The sequence below is a fragment of the Ignicoccus islandicus DSM 13165 genome, assembly GCF_001481685.1.
In the GTDB taxonomy this organism is placed as follows: Archaea; Thermoproteota; Thermoprotei_A; order Sulfolobales; family Ignicoccaceae; genus Ignicoccus; species Ignicoccus islandicus.
The window spans coordinates 875,643-897,681 of sequence record NZ_CP006867.1; the positions used below are offsets into that span (position 1 = coordinate 875,643).

The following is a 22,039-nucleotide window of genomic DNA, read 5'->3' on the forward strand; positions in this document are numbered from 1 at the left end:
GCGTGACGCGGCCTTGATACCCGTAACCCCGCAAGATCACGAGAAGGTGAACTTAGGTGAGAGCGAGGTACTGAAACTGAGGGCGGATCCCGAAGGAGTTCAAGAGAACTACATATTCGCTTACTTGATAGTTGGAAGGGAAGGGAGGGTACTAATAGAAACGGGACCTAGGAAGGCCCTCCCTACGCTCAAGGAATCCTTGCGCGAGAAGGGCTTCAAGTTAAGCGAGTTGGACGCTGTGTTCGTTACCCACATCCACTTGGATCACGCGGGGGCGCTAGGGGAAGTTGTGAGGGAATGCAACTGTAAGGCCTACGTTCACCCTAGGGGGCTACCGCACCTAGTAGACCCGAGCAGGCTCAACGAAGCGGCTAAGAACACCTTAGGCGACTTCGTGTTCAACGCTTACGGGGAAGCCTTCCCTCTGGACCCGGATAAGGGAGTGGCGACTGAAGACGGGAGGACGTACGAAATCAAGGACCTCAAGATAGAAGTAGTGTTCACGCCTGGTCACGCGCCCCACCATCAAGTGGTAATTCACGAGGGCGTGCTCTTCCCCGGTGACTTATTAGGTGAAGTGACCGTCTGGACCGGGGCATACACCCCTACTACCCCTCATAGAACCATTCCGCCCATGATAATTGATTCCATATGGAAGATATCCGATAGGCAGTTCGTAGCGGCCGCTTACACTCATAGGGGAATTGTGATGGGCGAAGATGAAGTGAGGAACCAAATGATGGGCGAAGTGGAGCAAATAAGGACGTGGTTGAACACTATTTTCGTTCGAAGGAGTAAGTGTAGGGAGGACATTGAGTGCTACAAGAAGTACTTGATCGAGGCCGATCCGCTCTTCAAGAAGTTGGTGGAAGAGGGGGAGTTGGAAAAGAGTAAGTTGCTGCAGAACTCCATTAGGATGAGCATAGAGGGTTTAATGAAGTACGTTCAAGCAGTTTTCACGTAATCAAACATACCTATCCTCAACCTCACTTTCACAGCACCCTTCCAGTTCAGTCTGTCCTTTATAATCTTTGCTATTTCCTCTGCAATTTTGTAGCCGCTAAACAGTCCTACCTTGCTGTCCGGGGACCTCTCCGCTACTATTAAAGCGTTGATCATATTTTCAGCTACATTAATTGTAATTAAATTGTCCTTCATAACCAGTCCAGAGGACGTTAAGACGGTTTTTATCAAGTTATCTATCACGGTATCTACTACAACGTAGAGGGTCTGGCCTTCTAAGCTGACCACCGCGACCAGCGGTTCTATGAAACCTATCTCTTGCATCTTCTCAATTAGGTTCATGTAAAGTATTTTAGAGACACCAACGACGCTCACGCTTAGCTTCTCAACTTTACCCATTCTCACCTTTAACGTCCATAAGTTCAGGTCTGGATCCCTTTCGTAAGTAACGTCCAGTATTCTGAAGGGCAACTTCTTGCTTTCGTCTCCTAGTTCCCATTTAACGAATTCCACTAACTGCTTGAGCTTCCTCTCAGTTATGGATTCCTCAATTATTTCCTCAGCCAGTTGCCCTTCGCTCGAAGCTCCCTCTTCCTTTACCTCCTCGCGCACCTCCTCTATGGTAGGTTGAGGAGCTGATTTAGCTATCTTAAACATCAATGGAAGAGGGATAAACACCAAGAAGAGCTGATCGTCAGGAATGCTGTCTAAAGTGTGTTCGTCCACAACGACTACTATTGGGTCGTCCGTTTCCAAGGAGACCACCTTGGCAACCTTGTATAATCTGACGAAGTCCTTCAACTCGTGTCCTCTTAATATTATGAAGCCCGTTTTTGCCATTGTTCATCACCTTTAACGATGGGTCCGCACGCTCGTGTTACTTCATCCCATGGAGGTTATCTCTCGCGCCTTCTTCATCCCTAGATACACTGAATAGCTTAAATTCTCATAAACTATTTCGTCAAGCAAAACTTCGACTTCCCTTTTCATTTGAGTAACGACCCTAGGGGGCTTCCAAGGACACTTAAACGAGCTAACCTTCCTTGCGAGAACAGATAAATCGTCGCTCAAGTGTTCCTCTTCATCCTCTTTATCGGATCCTCCGAGGGGTCTGTAAAGGGTAACTCCCTTCGATAGGTAGCTGGCGTTCCTAAGCGTTTGGGACGCCACTTGACCTATGCTATCCCCTATTACAATTTCCTCGTCTATCTGTGCAGCCCTTAAAATCATTGCTCTCTTACATGCTAGGCAGAGATAGGAAGAGAGGCGGGCCTTAGATAAGGCCTCCAATACCTTCCTTAAGTAAGGCCTGTGATCGAAGAGGTGTACCTCAAACGAAGGATTCAGTCTGAAGAGTTCCATTAAGGCCAGCTTGGAGGCCCTAGGATCTACTATGAAATGGGCAACCTTGTTTACGTTTAATAACTTGGACAGAACGAAACTATCTATACCGCCAGAAAAGAGTAAAATCGTCATTTAGGGTACCGTTAGAGTTTAGATGCCGCCGCTACTTGAGGTTTGACCACCAATATGTTCTTCTTACACGTGATAACTAGTTTCGTCGAAACGCTTCCAAGTAGGTAGCCCGAGACGTTACCTAAGCCCCTGCTTCCAACTACCACGAGATCGACGTTCTCTTCTTCAGCCATTTTGGTTATTTCATCCACGGGGGAACCCTCTCTAACTACGAACTTCCCTTTGATGCCTTCCTTTTCGAAGGTCTCATTTACCAATTTCTCTAGTTTTATGGCTCTGTCCTTAAGCGGTCCCAGTATTACGTCCTTATGCGGTATATCCGGAATGGACCTCGTGTCTATAACGTGTATTACTATTACTTCCGAGCCGTACTTCTTAGCTAGGTCTATGGCCGTTTCGAATGCCTTTTGGCTTACTTCAGAACTATCGTGACCTACTAGTATCTTCTTGAACAACTTCACCCACCTAGCAACAACATTCTGACTACCTTCTTGCTCCTTTCGGTTAATTTAATTAGAGGGAGGATAACCTCCTTCGCTATCTCTACTTGTTCTTCGTATTCCTCTTTCTTTGCCTTTAGCGTGTTCTTGGTTACGAATTCCTTTAACTTTTCGTCTAGTAGGAAGCCGAGAGATTCCTCTTCCCTTACCTTGGTCATGTTACAACACCTCCTCTTTAATTATTTGGGAGAGCCTCTTAGGTGTAACTATTTGGATTTCCCTTAGACCCCTGTTAACGTTCACCCTATTGACGGCGCTCTCAACGCTCTTGCTCGCCATCCTCCTGCTGTCCCAAGAGACCACGTAGTCGGCCTCTGCCAACGTTGCAGACGCTAATACGAGTAAGTTAGCGAAGTACTTCTCAGATAGAACTCTCTCGTCCAAGTAAACGTTAGCTAGCTCTAACACCTTTTCGTGATTGTCTTCAACGACCTTCACCCTGTATTTCCACATGGTATCTAGGACGTGCCTTAACCTGAACCAACCCATGTCGCCTAGGTACAGCAATTGCTCCAGTTCCAGTAGTATGGGCGTTCCTACTATTACCGTCCAGTCGGCTTGCTCTAAGAGCTTTAGGAACTCGACAGTTTCGTCGTGTAACTTATCTTCCAAGGCGGCAGCTGCTAGTAGAACGTTTCCGTCGAGATAGACCTTCTTCTCGATTTTAGCCAAACGCCTCCACCACACGTGGTTTCAATTGAGGGATATATTAGAGTGGGCATGTCCCTTAGAGTGTCCTTAATATTCGCCTTCGCCAAAGGCGTTCCGGGTACTACATTGATACACATAGAGCTCCTCGAAGACGGCAGCGGGTTAACGAAAAGCGACTTGAAAGGAACGGTCTTCCCGAAGAGGAAGACGGACGAAGGCTACGTGCTCCATCCAATAGAAATAGCGTACTTATTGTTTACTGGAAAGGGCATTGCATTTTATAAAGAGAAGGAACTGAGCTTCATTGATTACATTGGTTGGGTACTAAGGAAGTTAGAGGGTTGTAATTGCCCACTAGAGAGGACGTTCTGGTCCATGTTTACTGTATATTATGACTTGAGGAAGAGAAATAGGAAGGTGCTAGTTGAGGTTAGGAGGGATGGGACCTTAATTGAAGTCAGGAGAGACAAGTGGTGGACTGAATACTTAGTATTGGAGGAAGGGATCGTTATAACGGTGAACGATTTGCTAGAGTGGGTAGAGGAGGTCAGGGCGAACGATCTAAGGGGCGTTGTAGCTGTAGTAGATAGGAACGGTAGCGTAACTTACTACGAGGCTTCGAAGGTATACCTCAAGGGACCCGATAGACCTTCGGTAATAGATTTGCTTTCCTCAATCTCTTAGCTACACTAGGGTAAAGCGTCAAGACTTCGGGTTCGACTTCGACCAAAGCCGGGTGTATTTCAGCTAACCTCTCGATGAACTCTTTGGGATCACCGTAACCGAGAACAACGGCCGCCCTTAGTCTAGGAGGTTCGAGACCATATCTAACTAACGACTCGAAGGCCCTAACTACGTAATCGAAGGCCTCTTCCCTAGCCCCCGTTACCTTGGAAAACGTCTTCGGGTCTGGTGCTTTCACCGATATCCTCACGAGGAGGTTGTCGAAGGACGCTAGGCGTTTGGCCAAGTCTTCATCGTATCCTATTAGTATACCATTAGTTTCTAGCACGAACAAGTATTTCCTTGTTACGAGACGTATTACCTCTATTAAGTGTTCTTTACAAAGGGTTGGTTCCCCTCCAGTCAGCCTAACTATATAGTAGCCTCGAGATTTCGCTATTCGATCTAGTTTCTCAGCCACTTCTTCAGGACTGTAGAACTCACCTATATCAGTTCTAACGCTGCCCTTGCTCCAACAGAAGACGCATCTGAGGTTGCATCCCACCACGTCAGCAGCAGCGCTCCCGCCGTAGAAGCGACCGCCCCTAAATCGGTAATACTTCCTCTTTTCTCCTTTGCAAACTTCCTTTTCGACTGCCTCAGTTAACTGGATGGGATCGAACATCGCTTCATCAATCCTGACTGACGAAAAGGGAGGCGGGCCTCTCCCTAATCTCTATTTTCAAGAACCTCCTCACGTTCACGTCGTTACTTTCCATTGCCTTTATAACTCCGTCTTCCAGTTTCCTTATCTTGTCGGCGCTCAGCTCGCCCGCTATATCTATGTCCGTCAGTATTACTCCTCTGGGCGTTCTAAAGCTCCTCACGGAAACTAACTGATTATCAGTAATTTCGCTTATAGCAGCCATTACGTCTCTCCAGAACCCCGAAGGGAACCACCTACCGAACAACCTTATTCTAGTTACTTTGGTGATGCCGTATCGTTGTTCGCCTTGGAGTTGACCTTCCTCAGGAACGCTCCTACCTTGATACGTTGGAGTAGCCGCCAACGTCGTTATCCCTTCATTGATATCGCCGAACTTGGGGTATATATACTTGGCAACTTCGCTCTCATTGCCTTACGTCGCTCTTGACCTCCTCCACGTTTACTCTACTCAGAGCAGCGATACCGCTCAAGCCAACTAGACCAGCTAGAACGAACGTGTATCCTCCATCGAGCCCTTGCGCTTCTAGGAACCTGTATATGAAGGCGCCTAACGAGGGACCTATTATCATTCCTAGGTTAAAGAATGCTTGTTGCATTCCGAAGACCTTCGCGGTAATTTCCTTGGGTATAACGTCGCTTAACAAGCTCCTTAGAAGGGGTAATAGAACGTTGGAAAAGACGTTTATTATTGATAGTACGATAAAGGCTATTGGGAAAGACTTAGAGAACGGGAGCAGCATGAAGCTCACTTTGTGAAGCGTACCGCTAATTATTAAGAGCTCGAACTTCTTCTCTATATCAAGTGCGTTGATCTTTTTCATGAACGGCATCGTAACAATTATTGAGACTAAACCGGACCCGGCCAGTAACGCAGAGAGCATGGCGGGGATCGAGGTCACGTATTGCATAATGTAAACAATCGAGACGCTCATTAACATTCCTGCCGCGACTCCGTTTATGAATCCATTGAAAAAGAAGACGTAAACTGCGTTTAGAACCTTAGATTTGAGCTCCTTTATCTTCATGTTACTCTTGTTCCTCAGCTCAGGAATAGAGTAAACGGTAGCCAATCCCAATAGGGCGCCGATAGGCAATAGGAGGAAAGGTATTCTGATACCCAATTCCAAGGGTACGTGAGCTGAAAGCTGTAATATCGAACCCCCTAAAGCGGGGCCTATTACGAATCCTATGTTCATCGCCATTACATATAACATTAAAGCCTTCGTTTTCTCTGAAGGTACTGACAAAACTATAATCGATTCTGCAACGGGCCATACCAAGGCGGAAGCGAAGCCTTGGAGGGCCCTCGCAATTAATACTTCCATGAAGTCCTTGGAGATAAGAAGCTCGAGGCCAGTCAAGAAATAGAGAATTAAGCCTATAAGTATGGAGCGCTTGTACCCTATTCTCTCTGCTATATAACCGGAGGCGAAGGCCACGCCTACTCTAGTTATCATGAAGGCCGAGGTAAGTACGCCTACCTCTACCGCGACCTTCTGCGCAGGTAATAGTTCCTCTAATAGTGAAGGTAGCGATCCCTTGAAATATAGGAGTAAGTAAGGTATCGCGACGTTCGTCGCAGCGAAGGTGGCGCTTATTATGAACGAAAGCGCAACCAGTCTCGTCCACACTTTAATGACCCGAGGGCTTAGAGGGTGGTCGGATTGAAGAAGGGTGCAGTAAGGGGAAACGCTCTTAGGGTAAGGCCATCTGACCTGAGAACTATGGCTTTCTGCCCACGGCTCTTGTTCTTCGAAGTTCACGTGCCCCGGGAAAGGGGGATTGCGGAGCTATTGAGGCTCTACGCCGGCAAAGTGTGGCACTTCCTAATAGAGCTCTTCTCAGAAGGTGAGGACGAGGTTGCAGCGGAAGGGGCCTTCGGTGGGGCCCTTTTGAAGGGAAGGGCTGACTTAGTTAGGGACGATGCAATAGTAGAGATCAAGAGCGGGAGGGGACCTAGGGAAGGCGTGTGGTACGGAGACTTCCTCCAAGCCTCGGCTTACGCGTTCGTCTTGGGTAAAAGGAAGATAGTTATCAAGTATAGAGATAAGGAGGTCGAGATGGCTTTGAAAGAAAACCATGAAATTGAATTGGTTGAAGCAATCAAGTTGTTGAAAATGATAATTGAAGGGTACTTACCTCCCCCTAAAAGGAATAGTTGGTGCTCCAAATGTCCATATAGAGAATTCTGTGACGCCCTGGGCGAGGAAGGCGACGATTGGTTCCCTAAATTGCCTTGGGTTAAGACTTCATGAGGTTCGACCACTTCTGGTAGAACTCCCTTATTCTCTTCCTCGTCTCTTCCTTTAATTGGGGCGGACCGCTCAATCGTAGGGAGCTACCGGCGACGTTTAAGTGTACGTCGTAGAGCACGTAGAGCCAATCTACCATTGTTAGACCATATATCACCAACATGTTAGCCCTGTCATCGTAAGCCACCATTGCCGCTACGGTACCGCTCTTCCTAGCTAACTTCTTGAACACGTCCAAGTCCTCTATTAAAGCCGAGGCGGCAGTTCCGTGATGAGGTATGTCTAGGTGATCAGTAACTACAATGGTAACTCCTTCGGAACGCAGCTCCTCCAAAGCCTTATCGAATTCATCCAATGCCCTTATTGCTTTCGATCTTAACATTCTCTTACTCACCCGCATTTAAACGCTACGTAACTGATTCAAAGTCTTTGGGTTAATTTTCCTAACTTCGGAGCGGGATCAGTGAGAGGAAGACTACGTCATTCAGAACTTCCGCGAAGGGCGTGTTCATCATTTCCTCGGCTCCCGTGGACTCCTCATTCGAAAATCGGGCCCCATAGGGTTCCTCATCGCATGCGTAAGATCACAGCATAATGTTATTTAAATACTTTTCAGTAAGATCTAGCTACATGGTGAAGAGGTATGAAGAGAATTAGGATAAGGTTTACTAAAGCTAAGTGGCCCGCTAAGGCCCTAGCTCAAGTCCTAAGCGCAATCGCGGAAGAGTATCCTGACAACGAGGTATTGCTAGTTAAGGCCGGTCAAAACGTTCCAATATTAGACATAAACATATACGTGGAGGAGGAAGACGAAGAAAAGCTCAAGGAGCTAGAAAAGAAGATATTGAGTATCCTTGCTGAGAACGACATTAGCCACGTGGTTTACAAGGGAGTTAAAGTGTTTGATGTAGAAAGCAATTCCTAGCTTCCTGTACTGAAAGTATCGAGAATCACTCGCAGTACTTAAATACGATAAGAGCCTTATGATAGACTTGGGACACGGGGAAATGGCCGGTTCGAGTAACCAAATAACGTTGAGTGAGAACGAAAAGAAGGCTTTGAAGCTAATAATTGAGGCTGGCGAAGAAGGCCTCCTCCAGCAAGACCTGTGGAAGATGCTGGGCATCGATAGTAGGGACGGATCTAGAATAGCGCTGAGGTTAGCTAAGAAGAAGCTAATCTATAGGGAGCTAGTAACCATAAAGGGTAGGAAGACCTATCGTCTAACGGCTTTAGTCGATAAGATACCAGAGGAAGAGGAGGAAAAGAAAGAGGAAAAGAGCGAAACCAAGTACGTTAGAAGGCCTCCGAGGCCCGTTAGGTTAAACGTAAAAGTTAGCATGAAGCTCGTTTCCACTGTTCCATGCGCTACGTGTCCTAACCTACAGAGGTGTGCAAAGGGACAGTTTTACGATCCAACTAAGTGTAAGAAGCTCAACCAATGGCTACAGAGATTAGCTGTTAAATTACAACAAAAGAAGTCTGCCAAGCAAGAATCTCGTGCAGTCGAGGCGACGGCTTAGGTAACTCAGCAACTTTGTATTTAATTCTGTAACCACATTTCCTACACTGAGGTCCATCCCAAGCAATAAGTCTCCCCATTTCCCTTATTGCGTTAGGCGTCTTGCATCTCGGACACCTGGTATCCTCCCTCAACGGTTGATCGTGATTATATACGTAATAGTATCCCTGCCTCTCGTAGAGCTCCTCGTATATTTCGTACTTGAACGTATGTATTGGAACTTCCTTAGGAACCCTTTCAGCTTCTTGGAAGGAGTTCACTGCAACTTCAAGCCATTCCCTCTTTGGGACGTCTTTTAACGGAGATGCTAGGAAGAGGTTTGCTTCCTCAGGGAGATTTAATGGTTCAACGTACCTTACGCTTACGTAATAACCTTCTTCGATGAGCTTCTCGGCTGCTTCTGTTGGAAGGGGGCCGTCGAAGACGATGTGCCTAACTTTGTAACTATCGGCCTTATGCATTATTTCTTCTAAGTAGTATTCCTTTCCATAAGTACCTTGCAACTCCGGAACTGTTGCGGGAGGGTTCCATTGAAGGACTACGTGCAAGGCTATTGAACCGGGTAGGTAGTGATATATATACAGTCTCTCTACGTACGTTAGTTCGCCTAACGCTATCCTTAACTTCATGGAGATCCCAGTTTAAAACTCTTCGAATACACTTATGAGCAGGGAAGCTCAGTGAGCGACGAGCAGCGTCTAGTAGTACCTGGCGAGCTAATAGCGAAGAAGACCGAGAAGCTGAAGATAAATCCTAGAAGCTACATGTATATACACATAGTAGGCGATAAGATATACGCGGCCGTTCCAGCTGTGGTTATATTAAGAGAGGACGAGCTGAACGTTATACCCCTAGAGAGCACGTACGTGCCCAAACAGGGCGATTTAGTAATAGGCCTCGTTCGAACGTACATGATATCCCACTGGGAACTGGACATAAACTCCCCCTATCCGGGGATATTGCACGCTAGCAACGTCCTCGGAAGGCCCTTCATACCGGGTAAAGATGAGCTAAAGGACTACTTAGATATTGGAGATTACGTATTAGCGAAGGTGGAGAGCTTCAATAGACTCAAGGACCCCGTTCTAACCGTTAGAGGAGACAAGAAGCTAGGCAGAATAACTCGCGGTAAGATAATAGAAATAGAGCCATCGAGGATTCCTAAGGTAGTTGGGAGAAAGGGGAGCATGTTAAACATCATAAAGGGCGATACCGGTTGCGAAGTGGAAGTCGCTGCCAATGGGAGGATTTGGGTAAGTTGTCCGAACGAGGAGTTAGAGGACATAGTGACGTTAGCCATTAAGCTAATAGAAAAAGAAGCCTTCACTGCTAAGCTCGCAGAGAAGGTTAGAGTTCTAATCGCTGACGAAAAGCATGAGAGGGGATTAATTTGAGCGGTGGAAAGGCACCGTTTCCCTTATTCAAAGACGGTAAGAGGCATGACGGAAGGGGTCCGCTAGACCTAAGACCGATTGAAATGAAAGTAGGAATTCTCCACAACGCCAACGGCTCGGCTTGGGTCAAGTTCGGAGGAACTGAAGTAATTGCAGCAGCTTACGGACCGAGGGAACCGCCCAAGTTCATGAGCTTGCCCGATAGGGCCTTGCTAAGGTGTAGATACCACATGGCGCCCTTCAGTACAGACGAAAGAAAGAGTCCAGCTCCTTCAAGGAGGGAAGTGGAGCTCTCGAAGGTAATTAGAGAGGCGCTCGAACCAATAGTCTTGACCCAGCTCTTCCCTAGAACCGTAATAGACGTGTTCGTAGAGGTAATTCGAGCAGATGGCGGTACCAGAACTGCTGCAATTACGGCAGCTTCCCTAGCTTTGGCAGACGCCGGAATACCCATGAAGGACCTAGTTGCGGGCGTCGCAGTAGGCAAGGTCGATGGTCACTTGGTATTGGACATTGATCAAATAGAAGACAACTACGGTGAGGCGGACATGCCGGTGGCTGGCGCTGTCAGCTTGAACAAGGTCGTGTTACTCCAACTAAACGGAAAGTTATCACCGAAGGAGTTCGATGAAGCGATGAAAATGGCTTGGATTGGGATTAAGAAAATTTATGAAATGGAGAAGAACGCGTTAAAGGAAAGCATTAAGAAGGAGGTGGTGTTCTAATGTCAATAACCCCCTTTAACGTGCCTATAATACCAAGGCTTAAGAGGGAAACTTTTCTTTCCTTATTAAAGAAAGGCGTTAGGTTGGATAAGAGGAGGTTAAATCAGTTCAGGCCTATCACTATAGAGTACGGAGTAGCCACTAAGGCCCACGGGAGCGCGTTAGTAAGTATAGGCAATACCAAGGTACTAGTAGGCGTTAAGATCGAACCGGGTAGACCCTTCCCAGACTTACCGGAGGAAGGGGTATTGAACGTAAACGCCGAGCTCGTGCCCTTGGCATCGCCGGAGTTCGAACCAGGACCTCCAGACGAGAACGCTATAGAATTAGCTAGGGTAGTGGATAGAGCCCTAAGGGAAACCCCCGTCCTAGACACCTCCCAGCTAGTTCTAATACCAGGAGAAAAGGTTTGGGTAGTATGGGTCGACATATACGTCCTCGATCACGATGGTAACCTCTTCGATGCGGCTATGTTAGCTTCCATGGCAGCGTTGTTGAACGCGAAGATACCTGAGCACGAGGTTAAGGAGGACGGAACCGTCGAAATAACCGGTCCACCCACCTATCCATTACCAATAATCAACAAGGTAGTTAGCGTTACCTTAGGCGTAATAGACGACTCCTTTATAGTAGACCCTAACTTAGAAGAGGAAAACATAATTGATGGAAAGGTGTTCTTTGCGTTCGATGAGGCCGGTAACGTAGTTGGAATACAAAAGAGCGGTCCAGCGTGGATAGATTTCAAGAAGGTTCAAGTTGGCTTTAACATAGCTAGGAGTCTCTACCAACACCCTCTGAAAATACTACTATCTAGCTTAGAAGGTCCCAAGACGCAATAAAAAATGTTTTTGAAGGGAGCGTTGCTTCAAAACGGACTTCTAGTGAGCGCAGCTCGAGCGTTTATCCCTATCTAGAAATACTATACATATAAGGGATAAGTGCGTAGCTCTATTGAGGAATGAGTTAAGTGAGGAAATTCAGTATAGTTTTCTCCCTCATACTCCTATCAGCTTCGGTCTTCGCGGCTGACATGAATAAGCCTGAATACGTAACTGACGTCCAGCTAGCCAAGTTCTTCGCAGCTTATTCCCTTATAGGAGGAGTACTCACTTCGGTGTCGCTTCTAGTTGCTGGCCAACCTCTAATTGGAATAGGATTTCTAATTGGGAGCTTAATTGCTGCGGCAATAACCTACTTCCTAGCGCTGTTCTTACTGAAGTTGGTAAAATCAATTGAGATTTAAATTTAGACTTTAACGAACCATTTTTTGACTAAACCGCTTTCGATTAACCTCTTGTAACCGTACCCCAACTTCAACATCGTTAGAACCTTCCCCCTATTTTCCGGAGGCACGTAAGTGCCAGCAACGTGAGTTGCACCGAGCAAGCTTGCGAAGTACGGATGAACGGTGGCAGTCGGTCCTATCAACAGCTTCGCTCTCGACTTCACTTTCTCGAAAACTATTGATAGCCTGGGATCCAGCAAGGAGGAACCGGTCGCTATTATCGCGTCCGCATCGTCTTCCAAGAAGACGTAGTTCCCTGGGTAACTTTCAATGCCGCTTCTCTTAGCTTCGCAACGGTAGACGTGATTGTCCTCGTACAGTACTACTTGAGCGCCCTCCTTCTTAAGCTCCTCTATTACGTTCTTCATGTATCCTATTGCTATAACCTTCATGCCTCTTTGAAGGCCGATCATTTCAGATACCTTCGGCGATGGCGTTTCAACCTCTCCACCTTCTTCTATCCACTTTTGAGTAAGCGCTGAGAGAGCGGACAGCGCTAGGGAAGTTTCTGCTATCCCCTTCCACGCAAGCTTAAAGAGATCTCTTACCATCAACCCCTCTAGTTCTATTATCTCTGGAGGTTCTGTATCGGGGCAATAAGCGAAGCCTATGGAGTCCATTACCTTGGCGTAACTCATCCTCTTAGAGATCCCTAGGTCCTCTATTCGAGAAGTGGAGTACTTGCTCAGAGCGCTCTTCAGCGTTGCTATTAGCGCATTCGATAACAAGTTCATATTATCTCCTAACGATACGCTAGTTCAGCTAATGAAATAAAGGTTAGGGATGTTCGCGCTCACCTTTCAATAGCTTGTAGGCCCTGGAGGCCTCTACAGCAGCTGCGCCCCAGACCCCGAACTTGAGGTACTCCTTCGCGTTCCTTAACAAGAACCTACCAACCAAACCCCTCAAGCCTCTCTTTTCCATCGAATCTACCTCCCTAACCATGGCTTCAACTAAGGTCGCCTCCCTTCCCCCGTAGTATACTTTCCAAGTTAGGAACTCCAGGTCCGGGTAGACTTCGGTAGTTATTTGAAAGGTGGTCAAGACTATTATAACAGCAGTGAGTACTAGTAGGAAAGCTATCGCCAGTTGGAGGAAGTACATGGGATCACCTCCTCAAACACCACTTCAGAGCCTTCCAAATTCCCTTCCTAATCCACTTACCTTCCCTCAAGTACTTCAGCTGCGCTTCCTTCAGTTCTTCTATTCCAGTAATCTCAGCTACCTCTCTCAGAGTTAACCCTCTCTTGCCTATCTTCCTCTCAACGCATTTCCTAAACGCAACTGGCCATCTGAATATCCAGTCCGCAATGAAGTCCCTAAGGGTCATGTAAGTAACCGCTAGCCCTCCAGCCGCTATCAGTACGTTCGTGAAAGCTCCACTCAAGTTCCAATTGACCTCTCCTGGACCCTTACTACCTAGAGGCGTTCTCACTTGAGTTCCTTGAGATGGAGGTTGAACGCCCCCAGTAGGGGCAATGACTTGAGGGGAACCGAGCTCGATCGCTTGAGGGGGCGAAGGGTCCCATGGTACCCATCCGTACCCAGGTACCCACACTTCAACCCAGAGGTGAGTGGGAGTCACGAACGTCCTAACGTTACCGTTGATGTAGCTAACTGCGTATCCGTAAACCACCCTAGCCTTTATTCCCATGTCGTTCAAAAGTACCGCTGCCGCCGAGGCGAAGTGAACGCACATCCCCACTTTGGACTGAAATAGGAACCAGTCTACCGGGTCTCCTCCCGGGGCACCGGAATAGTATAGAGAGTACTGATAGTCTCCTCGCAACCAGTTCGTTAAGTAGTTCAATAAGGCCCTTAAAGGTCTGTACCTAAACTTCTCTAAGAGCTCGTTAGCTAAATTGATCACCCTGGGAGTGGACCATTGCGCTTTCTCTCCTAAAATAGAGTTAACCGTTACTGAGAGGGCTGGAAATTCCTCATAGGGATAAGGGTCCGAGTAGACCACTTTCACTTTCAATCTCATTGCGGAAGTGGTCACCGTATCTCCGGAAAGCCTTCCGTTAACTACGGAAGGAGCCCAACCGGGCGCGGGTTGAGGGACGGGAAACGCCGGGTAAAGGAACACGGAGAACGGCGTAATGGCTACGGTGAACTCTTCGCCTCCTTGCCTTAGGGCATCGAAAGAACCTCCCGTCCTGACCCACTTTCCGTCCTGATATTTGTCGAAGGAGGCGACGCGGAGGTACTTCGCGTGCGGTGGCGATACTACCGCGAGCACAGTTGAGTGGGACCTAGCGTCCCACGAGAACGGTATCTCCAATACGTTTCCGCTAGCTATCGCACCGGAGCTTACCGGTTTCACGAAAGCCGTTCCCAAGTACGCCAGCGTCATTGAAACCAACAGAGCTACCACTAGCTTTATCAATGCCTAAGGCCCTCTCCGACCTCCCTCTATGAAGCGTTACAAAAGCTTAAGGCACTTCACTGGAGAAGTCGAACGGCTTCTTAGATCTCTTAAAGAGCTTATAGTACTCGCCGTCCTTTTCGACGTGGTAGCCCTTCACTTCCGCGACTTCCTCGTCTACTTCTCCCTTCAACGTTATGTCTACCTCGAACCTGCCGTCCAATACCCTCCACCTTATTACGTGTTCTCCCTTGCTAGCAACTATACTGAAGCCTATCTTTTCCTCGCCTACCAAGTTCCTGACTACTGCCTTCCTCAAAGAGGTTTGGTAGTCCTTAGATTCGAGCATTCTCTTCACTTTTAAGGCCTCTCTTTCCATCTCCTCTTCCTTCAAAGGCCCCTCCCCTAGTTAGCGCTTTCTAGAGCGGAAGGAATTATATTTTGAATATCGCTTAGTCCTTAGGGTAGTTGAGTTTTGATGGAAGGGAAAGTTTACGTCATAACTGACGAGACCACGTGTGCCCTCTTCAGGCTCATGGGGGCGGCCGTGGTCAAGAGCAACGATCCAGACGAAACTTTGAGGAAGCTTAAGGAGCTCTTGGGAAGGGAGGACGCAGCCGTAGTGCTAGTTTCCTACGACGTTGCCTACGGAAAGGAAGACGAAATTAGGGAAATAGCCTCTAAGGTCCCGAGACCAGTAATATCTCTTATTCCGGGCAGGAAGTTCAAGCCACCGAAGCTGGATCCCAACGAGGTATTAATGAAGGCGTTAGGTTTCGGATGAGTTTAAACCCCATGCAATAGATAGATTGTGGGTGAGGAAAGATGGCAGAGAAGCTCAAGTTCATTGGGAGCGTTGAAAACGTAACCGAAAAAGTAAGGGCGGACGCTTACAGCAAAATAGACGCCACAGTTGATGCTGCGCTCAAGGAGGCAAAGGAGCTTCTATCTAAGAAGCTAGATGAGGTATACGCCCCGTTAGAGGTCGAAATAGAGGGTCTATTAAATAGAGCCAGCCAGAGGCTCGAAGCTGAGAAAGCCTCCTTGGAAATGGAATTGAGGAAGAGGATAGAGGAGCTCAAGAAGCAGTACCTAAACGAAGTTATAGAGAAGGCGTGGGAGGTCGTTCTGAAGGAGGCGCGAGAAGGTAGCGAGAGATACGTGAAGACCTTAGAGAGGGCTCTGATTAACATGTCGAAGGAGGCCGGGGACGACGAAGTGGAGGTATACGCCTTGAAGAAGGACTTGGAGACCGTTAAGAGAATTATCGAAGAGAAGGGGTTGACCAACCTGAGCGTTGGTAAGAGCGCAGAGGAGGCCGGCCTAAGGATGAGCGGTGGAGTGATAGGCAAGTCCAAGAAGGGTTCGATATGGTACAACTACTCCTTAGAGAGGCTCTTCTCGGAGGTCGTGGAGGAACTTAAGCCCAAGGTTATAGAAATAATCTCCGAAGGTATCTAAGTTTTTATCGCAATTACTCCTAGGGCCTCCTTGTACCTCCTGACCTTAAAGCCGACCTCGGTCAACCTCTTCGCCACTCCCCTAGCTAAGTCTACCCCTCTACTTCTACCGAAGTTACCGGTGTAATGGAAGAGTACGCCGCCTTCCTTCATGACCCTATAGAGTTGCGCGTAGAACTTCCGCGAATACAGTTCGCCAGCCATGGTTATCACTGGCGGGTCGTGAATTACCCTATCGAAGCTTTCGTCCTCGAACTCATTAATTAATTCGAACGCGTCTCCTTTCAGTACCGTTGCTCCTTCCAATTCCTTGGACCAAGGGTTCCATTGAGCCAACTCAATAACTTCCTCGTTCAACTCAATAGTCACCACTTCCGCGCCCCTTAGTAGGGAGGCTATGGCGGTATACCCCAGCCCCATACACGTGTCCAAGACCTTCATTCCAGGCCTTATTTTCAATGGGGCGACTTTGAGGAGAGTATCTCTCCAAGGATCAACGTTCTTCACTTGGTGCATGTGGATCCCATCTATCTCTAATGTTGGGTGACCGGGTTTCTCTAAAGGCTTGAGCTTGAAGTAATGCGTGGTTCTAATTTCGAGTGGAACGAGGCCTTCTTCAGTTACAGCGTAGAGCTTGCCCTCCTTTAGGTCGCTTAGCCGAAACCTCGTTCCGTTAACTTCTACGTTCTCGCCCCTTACCTCAACGCTGACCTTAGTCCCGTTCTCGTCTATGCTCCCGCTACCCAGACTTTCTATCCATTCCTTGCTTACTACGGGATATCCCTTCCATCTAAAGCGAACTTTCAACCCATCGCTAGCCTCCACGCCCTCTGAAGGAGTAGTTGATCCTTCTCTAAAGTTCCCCTAACGGCCTCAGTAACCATTTCTACGTCAGGATCTTCCACCCCCCTCGTGGCCACGCAGCTGTGTTTAGCTTTCACTAAGACGTAAACGCCCCTAGCTCCGGCCTCCATTATTTTATCCGCTACCTTAGCTGTAAACCTCTCTTGGAGCATTGGTCTCTTCGCGAGCCATTTCACCATCCTAGGTATCTTGCTTAGACCTATCACCTTGTCCCTTTGGGGGTGGTAAACAACAGTTACTTTACCTATTATTGGTAGTAGGTGATGTTCACACAGAGAACTAAACGAAATGTCCTTGACAACTATTAAGTCGTTATCGCCGAGCTCGTATTCCGAGTCGAACACCTTCAATTCCGGCTCGGGTTCCTTCAATCCCCTCAAGAACTCCTCGAAAGCCCTAGCGTACCTTTCGGGAGTTTCCCTTAAGCCGGGGCGCTCAACGTCTTCACCGTATTTCCTCAAGACTTCCCTTATGGCCCTCTCAAGTTCCTCCGTCTTCCTTCACCGCGTTGCATGAGTCAGAAGAGATTTAAAGGGGAAGCGAAGGGGCTAGTCAACGCCTAGATCCCTAGCCTTCGCGAAGCCTTCGGACGCCCTCTCGTATACCTTCTCCATGAATGACTTCAGTAGCCGCGTCCCGCTTTCAGGATCCATTACTTTGGGAACTGGGATCTCCTCGACCCATAAGCTCTTGTACATTCGGTTCACATTCTCTGAGGATAGTTCGTCCCCCTCCAAGCCTTTCTTCATCTTGTATAACTTTTTCCCTAATATCGGACTAAACCTCCAATAATGTCCCTCTAGGAACTCTTCCCACGTTATTCCGTAGTCGTGCTTCTTGAAAGAAGCCCTCATTGCTTCTTCTATTAAGCCCGGGTCCTTCACCAACTTCCAGTCTTCTTCCGTGAATTCGTGCAGGGCCCTATATGGACAGAAGGCACACGCCACTCTAGGTAGTCCCATTAAGTAATCCGGATGTACGGCGTTTGCGTCCCTAACTGCTTTGACTACATCTATTAGAGTTAGGGCATAGATGGGCCTCACCCTAATTCCATCGAATAGCTTGCCTCCCTTCAATCTCTTGAACCTCTTCAAGGACTCGGTCATCCTTTCCCCGTCTGCTCTGGCCCAGTCCTTGTGTTCCTTCAATACCTTCTTTATTGGCCTCACCTTCATTGTAGTGCACCATCTATTTCCTCGGAAGGGCATCCCTTGCTTGAGCATGTGTCTCATTACTTCCTCTTCGGGGGCTAGGATCTCCAGCTTAGCACCTAACTTATTACTGACCCTCTCTACGAAGTCAATGTTCCTTTCAGGTTCTAGGAAGGTCACGTGGGAGTATAATAAGAGAACGTCCGCACCAGCATCTATTAACGCCTTCGCCGCAGCGATGCTGTCCTTACCCCCAGAGAAGTTCAAGACCACCTTCAATCCTTGGGGTATCTGTTTGCCCAGCCAGTCTACGTATTCCTCCCAGTTCCACGCTATAGAAACGTAAGGCCAAGGGATGTCCTCGAAGAAGCGCGGGAAGTTCAGCTTCTCGCCGTTCGCTTCTAAGACGGGCCACTTAATCAAATCGGTAACGTCAACAGCCCTTTCGTTAGTTATCCATAGGTAGTATTTCCCGTTTAAGAACGTGAAGTCCGTTGAGGAGTTCAACCAGCCCAGTATTCGCCCCTTATCTATGTAAGGATACCTTTCCACTATTCCTCCTTCGATAGTTTCAAAAGCGGAAAGTAAATTAGTACTTGCGTTCCTCTGGGGGCCACCTAGTTATCACTACCGGTTCCTTTTCCATTACCCATTCGCCTCTCCAACTCATTACAGTGTGGTAGAGCCATTCGGAGTCGTTCCTCTTCGGATAGTCCGTCCTAAAGTGGGCGCCCCTGCTTTCCCTTCTCCATAATGCAGCAGTAGCTACTGCGTAGGCGTTGAAGACCATGTTTATGGTTTCGTGCACTGCTACCAGTTCGTAAGCTCCCGGTCCCTTCTCGCCCTTTACGTACTTGGAAAGCCTCAGTAGCTCAGCAATTTCCTTCAAAGCTTCCTTCAACCCTTCCTCGTTCCTCTCTATTCCTACCTTCTCCCACATTACCTCACCGAGCCTCTTCCTTATCTCACCGAAGGGGAGCCCGCTCTCAATTGTGGTTGGTGCCCACAACCTCGCCTCGGCTTCCCTCAATGCCTCCTTCGGGGGTTCGGGATAGCTCCTACTCAGAGCGTAAGACGCAGCTGCCATCCCGGCCCTCCTACCGAAAACTAGGGTCTCCAGGAGCGAGTTGGATCCCAACCTATTAGCTCCGTGAACGCTAACGCAAGCGGCTTCCCCTGCTGCGAACAGACCCTTAACGTTAGTAGCCCCATCTAGGTCAGTTTTCACACCGCCCATCGTGTAGTGGGCGGCGGGCCTAACTGGAATTGGCTCCTTAACGGGATCTACCTTGGCGAACTTTATGGAGACTTCCCTTACTAGGGGCAACCTCTCCTTTATCTTCTCTTCACCTAAATGGGTTAAGTCCAGCAGCACGTAACCGCCTTCGAACCCCCTACCTTCCCTTATCTCGTTTACTATTGCCCTAGCCACTAAGTCCCTCGGAGCTAGCTCCATCCTGTCGGGGGCGTATCTCTTCATGAAACGTTCGCCTTCCTTGTTTATCAAGTATCCCCCTTCGCCCCTCGCTGCCTCTGTAATTAGAATGTTAGTTGGATAAAGGGCGGTTGGATGGAACTGTATGAACTCCATGTCGGCCAGTTTCGCTCCAGCCCTAGCGGCTATCGCGTAACCATCGCCCGAATTGAGGTAGCTGTTCGTTGAGAACTTGTACATGAGTCCCCCTCCGCCAGTAGCGAGCACCACGCTCTTACTCTTTATAAAGATATCTTCGCCGCTTTTCACGTCGAAGCCGTAAACCCCGTAAACCCTTTCCCCATCGCTAACGACGTCGGTGACGTAGAACTCGTAGAGCATTTCCACTCCTTCCGCCAATGCTCTCTCGAAAGCGGTGTGGAGCAAACACATACCGGTTTTGTCCGCAGCGAACCTCGTTCTCGGGTAAGTGTGGCCACCGAAAGGCCTCCTCGCTATCTTCCCATCCGGGTCCCTGGAAAACAAGCACCCCCATTTCTCCATCTCAATTATGGCCCTTTCAGCGTCCTTCGTCATTAGTTCCACGGCGTCTTGATCTGCCAACCAATCCGAGCCCTTTACGGTATCGTAGGCGTGTTGGAGAGGCGAATCGTTCGGATCCGAAGCTCCTTCTATATATGCAGCGATCCCTCCCTCTGCGGCTGAGGAATGGCTTCGGAGGGGGTGGGATTTAGCAACTAATAGAACTGAGGCTCCGAGCCTCTTGGCCTCGATCGCCGCTCTCAGCCCGGCTAGCCCACCCCCAACAACGAGAACGTCAAAAGGACCTATCTGTTCCAAGACGCATTCTCCGAAAGATAGTTGCTTGAGGACTTATCACGCTTTCGCGGAGTTCGCTAGGAGCTTCCTTAAGGCGTCCAAGGCGTCCTCACAGAGCTTAGTTGCCAAGTACTTGATTGCTTTCTCTATTGCTTCCTTCCTAACGTTAATACCTTTGCCTTCCAAGCATCTAATGACTTCCCCTATTTCCGAGTCTACTCTGAGGCTCTCCGGTTTGCTCTTAAATGAAAAAGCGCTTTCTCGTTCGAGTCTCTTGTAGTACTCGCACACATTATATATTAGCCAGAATCGGGGCGCCCAGCTCCTTGGCCTAAAGCACTCGTTCTTATATTTAGATACAAGTTCGTTTAAGTCGAAGTCGCAAGAAACGCCCCTTTCTTTCGCCAGTTCAGCTACAGCTTCCGAAATCGCGTAATCTATGCATTCCCCTAAAGCGCTCCTCAATCCTACTCTCTTCGGTAGACCGGACTCTAGTTCCTTCAAGTCGGACGAGTCCAAGAATCCCTTTTTCAATACCAGCTTCCTAAGTAGATTTAGAATCAGTAGTACGCTGTTATCGGATATTCTGGCGCTGATCGTCACCGTCTTCTTGGACGCCCTTTCGTTCGGAAGTAGACGCTCTCTCCTGGACATCAATATACCTCAAGTTCTTTCTTAGGAAGAGATGTGATTAAGCTCTTGCGTCTGGATTTGTATATGGTTCGATTACGCGGGACCTATGTAATTACAAGTAGGCCCCTTCTCTTCACTTAAGAATCTATCCACTAGCGTGTAGAGGAATCGAGCGCTCTTGGAAGCGCCCTTGTAGGGGCTGACCGAAACGCTCAGAACGTTCCTTAGCCTACCTATACCCGCATCGTAAAACGTTGCGTCGAAGGGAATCACCACCAAGTTTTCAGCCCTTACCTTTTCACACACTGGTTTAAACACGCTCCTAGCCCAAGTGATTGAGTCTTTCGTAGGCTTCACCATGTTTACAACCAAGGCCCCTATCCTCATTCCCTCGAGCTTAGGGAATATCAACTTAGAGGACAAGAGTTCGGCGCTCCATGGGGAGGAGTCGACCACGATAACCAAGTTTCCCGAAGTAACTCTCAACATATTTATTGATAGCGTTAGTTGACCGAGAGCGACCCAAGTGATCGCGGGGTAGTCGTTAATCACGTAGTCATACCTCGTTCTCAAGAACTTTATTAGCTCTCTGCATCTCCTTATGTACTCCTCAGGTTTCTCATACATTAAGCTGAAATATTCGTCAACTGTTCCATTGTCAATGTCCTCGTAGCTTAGGGCGGGAAATACGTCTACCTTAGAACTGGGTGAGATGTTTACGCTGTATAACGCTAGGTTCCTTAAGGCTCTATCGAAATCCTTCGAACTAACTACTTTCACGAGAGTGTGCCCGGAAGGAGGTAACCTCTGATACGCCCTTTGCGTCATTCTAGGGTTAACTACGTCCCAATCTATCAGAACGACCCTTTTCTCGGTTATAAAGGATATGAGACTACCCATTTCTATGGCCATGGTGGTCCTTCCAGCACCCCCCTTTGTGGACCCGAAGCCGATAACGTGAGGGTCGCCGATCGGCTCCTCCAACCACGTCTTTTTCTTGAATATCGGTAGCACTGCTGTAACCCCTTATTCTTTTGGGCCTATGAATAGTGCGTCCGAATAGAGATAAAACTCTCATCTTTTACTATCTAGTCACCTCCTTAGAATATTTTACAGTGTCAAAAACCTTAGCTGGATCATTTGAAAAGCCA

At 48.1% G+C, this 22,039-nt stretch carries 30 protein-coding genes and 1 pseudogene; 11 read left to right on the forward strand and 20 right to left on the reverse strand.

The window, feature by feature from the left end:
* Positions 1 to 13: 13 nt before the first annotated feature.
* Positions 14 to 964, forward strand: coding sequence for an MBL fold metallo-hydrolase (locus tag EYM_RS04830; protein ID WP_075049927.1), 951 nt, complete (start codon positions 14 to 16; stop codon positions 962 to 964).
* Here EYM_RS04830 and EYM_RS04835 read toward each other — a convergent pair.
* Genes EYM_RS04835 through EYM_RS04855 form a run of 5 tightly spaced genes read right to left on the reverse strand, consistent with a single transcriptional unit; the run spans position 946 to position 3,611 of the window.
* Positions 946 to 1,803, reverse strand: a complete 858-nt coding sequence (locus EYM_RS04835; RefSeq protein WP_075049928.1) for a hypothetical protein — start codon at positions 1,801 to 1,803, stop codon at positions 946 to 948. The two genes, EYM_RS04830 and EYM_RS04835, sit on opposite strands and share 19 nt — an antisense overlap.
* Before the next feature lie 42 nt (positions 1,804 to 1,845).
* Positions 1,846 to 2,439 carry an adenine nucleotide alpha hydrolase family protein gene (locus EYM_RS04840; protein ID WP_075049929.1) on the reverse strand — a complete coding sequence of 198 codons (594 nt, stop codon included), beginning with the start codon at positions 2,437 to 2,439 and terminating at the stop codon, positions 1,846 to 1,848.
* A gap of 11 nt (positions 2,440 to 2,450) precedes the next feature.
* A complete protein-coding gene (locus EYM_RS04845; protein ID WP_075049930.1) occupies positions 2,451 to 2,894 on the reverse strand; it encodes a universal stress protein in 444 nt (147 codons plus the stop codon).
* A gap of 2 nt (positions 2,895 to 2,896) precedes the next feature.
* Positions 2,897 to 3,097: a hypothetical protein gene (locus EYM_RS04850; protein ID WP_075049931.1), complete on the reverse strand. Its 201-nt coding sequence runs from the start codon at positions 3,095 to 3,097 to the stop codon at positions 2,897 to 2,899.
* Between the two features lies 1 nt (position 3,098).
* Positions 3,099 to 3,611, reverse strand: a complete 513-nt coding sequence (locus tag EYM_RS04855) for a PIN domain-containing protein (RefSeq protein WP_075049932.1) — start codon at positions 3,609 to 3,611, stop codon at positions 3,099 to 3,101.
* Between the two features lie 48 nt (positions 3,612 to 3,659).
* Here EYM_RS04855 and EYM_RS04860 point away from each other — a divergent pair, with 48 nt between their 5' ends.
* Positions 3,660 to 4,274, forward strand: a complete 615-nt coding sequence (locus EYM_RS04860) for a hypothetical protein (protein ID WP_157058770.1) — start codon at positions 3,660 to 3,662, stop codon at positions 4,272 to 4,274.
* Here EYM_RS04860 and EYM_RS04865 read toward each other — a convergent pair.
* The 3 genes from EYM_RS04865 to EYM_RS04875 all read right to left on the reverse strand — a co-directional run bounded on the left by EYM_RS04865 (position 4,222) and on the right by EYM_RS04875 (position 6,611).
* Positions 4,222 to 4,938, reverse strand: coding sequence for a radical SAM protein (locus EYM_RS04865; protein WP_075049934.1), 717 nt, complete (start codon positions 4,936 to 4,938; stop codon positions 4,222 to 4,224). The two genes, EYM_RS04860 and EYM_RS04865, sit on opposite strands and share 53 nt — an antisense overlap.
* A gap of 7 nt (positions 4,939 to 4,945) precedes the next feature.
* Positions 4,946 to 5,323, reverse strand: a complete 378-nt coding sequence (locus tag EYM_RS04870) for a hypothetical protein (protein WP_075049935.1) — start codon at positions 5,321 to 5,323, stop codon at positions 4,946 to 4,948.
* A 61-nt stretch (positions 5,324 to 5,384) separates the two neighbouring features.
* Positions 5,385 to 6,611, reverse strand: coding sequence for an MFS transporter (locus EYM_RS04875; protein ID WP_075049936.1), 1,227 nt, complete (start codon positions 6,609 to 6,611; stop codon positions 5,385 to 5,387).
* A 33-nt stretch (positions 6,612 to 6,644) separates the two neighbouring features.
* On the opposite strand from EYM_RS04875, the gene cas4 reads away from it, so the two are divergent.
* On the forward strand, positions 6,645 to 7,235 hold the full coding sequence (cas4, locus tag EYM_RS04880) for a CRISPR-associated protein Cas4 (RefSeq protein ID WP_075049937.1): 591 nt from the start codon (positions 6,645 to 6,647) through the stop codon (positions 7,233 to 7,235).
* Here the strand turns inward: cas4 and EYM_RS04885 are convergent.
* Complete coding sequence (locus EYM_RS04885; protein WP_075049938.1) at positions 7,222 to 7,614, reverse strand: hypothetical protein; 393 nt, start codon at positions 7,612 to 7,614, stop codon at positions 7,222 to 7,224. The two genes, cas4 and EYM_RS04885, sit on opposite strands and share 14 nt — an antisense overlap.
* Before the next feature lie 261 nt (positions 7,615 to 7,875).
* On the opposite strand from EYM_RS04885, the gene EYM_RS04890 reads away from it, so the two are divergent.
* Complete coding sequence (locus EYM_RS04890) at positions 7,876 to 8,157, forward strand: hypothetical protein (RefSeq protein ID WP_075049939.1); 282 nt, start codon at positions 7,876 to 7,878, stop codon at positions 8,155 to 8,157.
* 82 nt (positions 8,158 to 8,239) lie between these two features.
* Complete coding sequence (locus tag EYM_RS04895) at positions 8,240 to 8,755, forward strand: helix-turn-helix transcriptional regulator (protein ID WP_075049940.1); 516 nt, start codon at positions 8,240 to 8,242, stop codon at positions 8,753 to 8,755.
* On the opposite strand, the gene EYM_RS04900 is transcribed toward EYM_RS04895, so the two are convergent.
* On the reverse strand, positions 8,694 to 9,383 hold the full coding sequence (locus tag EYM_RS04900) for an Rpo12/RPC10 RNA polymerase subunit family protein (RefSeq protein WP_075049941.1): 690 nt from the start codon (positions 9,381 to 9,383) through the stop codon (positions 8,694 to 8,696). The two genes, EYM_RS04895 and EYM_RS04900, sit on opposite strands and share 62 nt — an antisense overlap.
* A 51-nt stretch (positions 9,384 to 9,434) precedes the next feature.
* Between EYM_RS04900 and rrp4 the strand changes: the two genes are divergently transcribed.
* The 4 genes from rrp4 to EYM_RS04920 all read left to right on the forward strand — a co-directional run bounded on the left by rrp4 (position 9,435) and on the right by EYM_RS04920 (position 12,116).
* Positions 9,435 to 10,148, forward strand: coding sequence for an exosome complex RNA-binding protein Rrp4 (gene rrp4, locus EYM_RS04905; protein ID WP_075049942.1), 714 nt, complete (start codon positions 9,435 to 9,437; stop codon positions 10,146 to 10,148).
* The gene (gene rrp41 / locus EYM_RS04910) at positions 10,145 to 10,873 is read left to right on the forward strand and encodes an exosome complex exonuclease Rrp41 (protein ID WP_075049943.1); all 729 of its coding nucleotides are present in this window, start codon (positions 10,145 to 10,147) and stop codon (positions 10,871 to 10,873) included. The genes rrp4 and rrp41 overlap by 4 nt, the downstream gene beginning before the upstream one ends.
* Entirely contained in the window at positions 10,873 to 11,712 is an 840-nt protein-coding gene (gene rrp42, locus EYM_RS04915; protein ID WP_075049944.1) for an exosome complex protein Rrp42, read from the forward strand. The genes rrp41 and rrp42 overlap by 1 nt, the downstream gene beginning before the upstream one ends.
* Before the next feature lie 128 nt (positions 11,713 to 11,840).
* Entirely contained in the window at positions 11,841 to 12,116 is a 276-nt protein-coding gene (locus EYM_RS04920) for a hypothetical protein (protein WP_075049945.1), read from the forward strand.
* Between the two features lie 2 nt (positions 12,117 to 12,118).
* Here EYM_RS04920 and EYM_RS04925 read toward each other — a convergent pair whose 3' ends face one another.
* The 4 genes from EYM_RS04925 to EYM_RS04940 are packed head-to-tail and all read right to left on the reverse strand — an operon-like array spanning position 12,119 to position 14,920.
* Positions 12,119 to 12,892 (reverse strand): Rossmann-like domain-containing protein, encoded by a 774-nt coding sequence (locus EYM_RS04925; RefSeq protein ID WP_075049946.1) that lies wholly within the window; start codon positions 12,890 to 12,892, stop codon positions 12,119 to 12,121.
* A 43-nt stretch (positions 12,893 to 12,935) separates the two neighbouring features.
* Positions 12,936 to 13,262, reverse strand: coding sequence for a hypothetical protein (locus EYM_RS04930; RefSeq protein WP_075049947.1), 327 nt, complete (start codon positions 13,260 to 13,262; stop codon positions 12,936 to 12,938).
* A 4-nt stretch (positions 13,263 to 13,266) separates the two neighbouring features.
* Complete coding sequence (locus EYM_RS04935) at positions 13,267 to 14,547, reverse strand: transglutaminase-like domain-containing protein (RefSeq protein WP_075049948.1); 1,281 nt, start codon at positions 14,545 to 14,547, stop codon at positions 13,267 to 13,269.
* 46 nt (positions 14,548 to 14,593) lie between these two features.
* The gene (locus tag EYM_RS04940; RefSeq protein ID WP_075049949.1) at positions 14,594 to 14,920 is read right to left on the reverse strand and encodes a hypothetical protein; all 327 of its coding nucleotides are present in this window, start codon (positions 14,918 to 14,920) and stop codon (positions 14,594 to 14,596) included.
* An 84-nt stretch (positions 14,921 to 15,004) separates the two neighbouring features.
* Here EYM_RS04940 and EYM_RS04945 point away from each other — a divergent pair, with 84 nt between their 5' ends.
* Together EYM_RS04945 and EYM_RS04950 are read left to right on the forward strand one after the other, a co-directional pair.
* On the forward strand, positions 15,005 to 15,310 hold the full coding sequence (locus EYM_RS04945; RefSeq protein ID WP_157058771.1) for a V-type ATP synthase subunit F: 306 nt from the start codon (positions 15,005 to 15,007) through the stop codon (positions 15,308 to 15,310).
* Positions 15,311 to 15,351: 41 nt separating this feature from the next.
* A complete protein-coding gene (locus tag EYM_RS04950) occupies positions 15,352 to 15,987 on the forward strand; it encodes a V-type ATP synthase subunit E (protein WP_075049951.1) in 636 nt (211 codons plus the stop codon).
* On the opposite strand, the gene EYM_RS07825 is transcribed toward EYM_RS04950, so the two are convergent.
* From EYM_RS07825 to EYM_RS04980, 6 genes and pseudogenes are all read right to left on the reverse strand, one after another.
* Positions 15,984 to 16,793 carry a class I SAM-dependent methyltransferase gene (locus tag EYM_RS07825; protein ID WP_075049952.1) on the reverse strand — a complete coding sequence of 270 codons (810 nt, stop codon included), beginning with the start codon at positions 16,791 to 16,793 and terminating at the stop codon, positions 15,984 to 15,986. The genes EYM_RS04950 and EYM_RS07825 overlap by 4 nt on opposite strands.
* Positions 16,790 to 17,332: pseudogene (gene folE / locus EYM_RS04960) on the reverse strand (GTP cyclohydrolase I); the annotation flags it as partial. The pseudogene folE and the gene EYM_RS07825, both read right to left, overlap by 4 nt.
* Before the next feature lie 66 nt (positions 17,333 to 17,398).
* A complete protein-coding gene (locus tag EYM_RS04965) occupies positions 17,399 to 18,553 on the reverse strand; it encodes a phosphoadenosine phosphosulfate reductase family protein (RefSeq protein WP_075049954.1) in 1,155 nt (384 codons plus the stop codon).
* A 37-nt stretch (positions 18,554 to 18,590) separates the two neighbouring features.
* A complete protein-coding gene (locus EYM_RS04970; protein ID WP_075049955.1) occupies positions 18,591 to 20,276 on the reverse strand; it encodes an FAD-dependent oxidoreductase in 1,686 nt (561 codons plus the stop codon).
* 36 nt (positions 20,277 to 20,312) lie between these two features.
* On the reverse strand, positions 20,313 to 20,909 hold the full coding sequence (locus EYM_RS04975; protein WP_075049956.1) for a hypothetical protein: 597 nt from the start codon (positions 20,907 to 20,909) through the stop codon (positions 20,313 to 20,315).
* Between the two features lie 72 nt (positions 20,910 to 20,981).
* Positions 20,982 to 21,902: an AAA family ATPase gene (locus tag EYM_RS04980; RefSeq protein WP_075049957.1), complete on the reverse strand. Its 921-nt coding sequence runs from the start codon at positions 21,900 to 21,902 to the stop codon at positions 20,982 to 20,984.
* Positions 21,903 to 22,039: the final 137 nt, after the last annotated feature.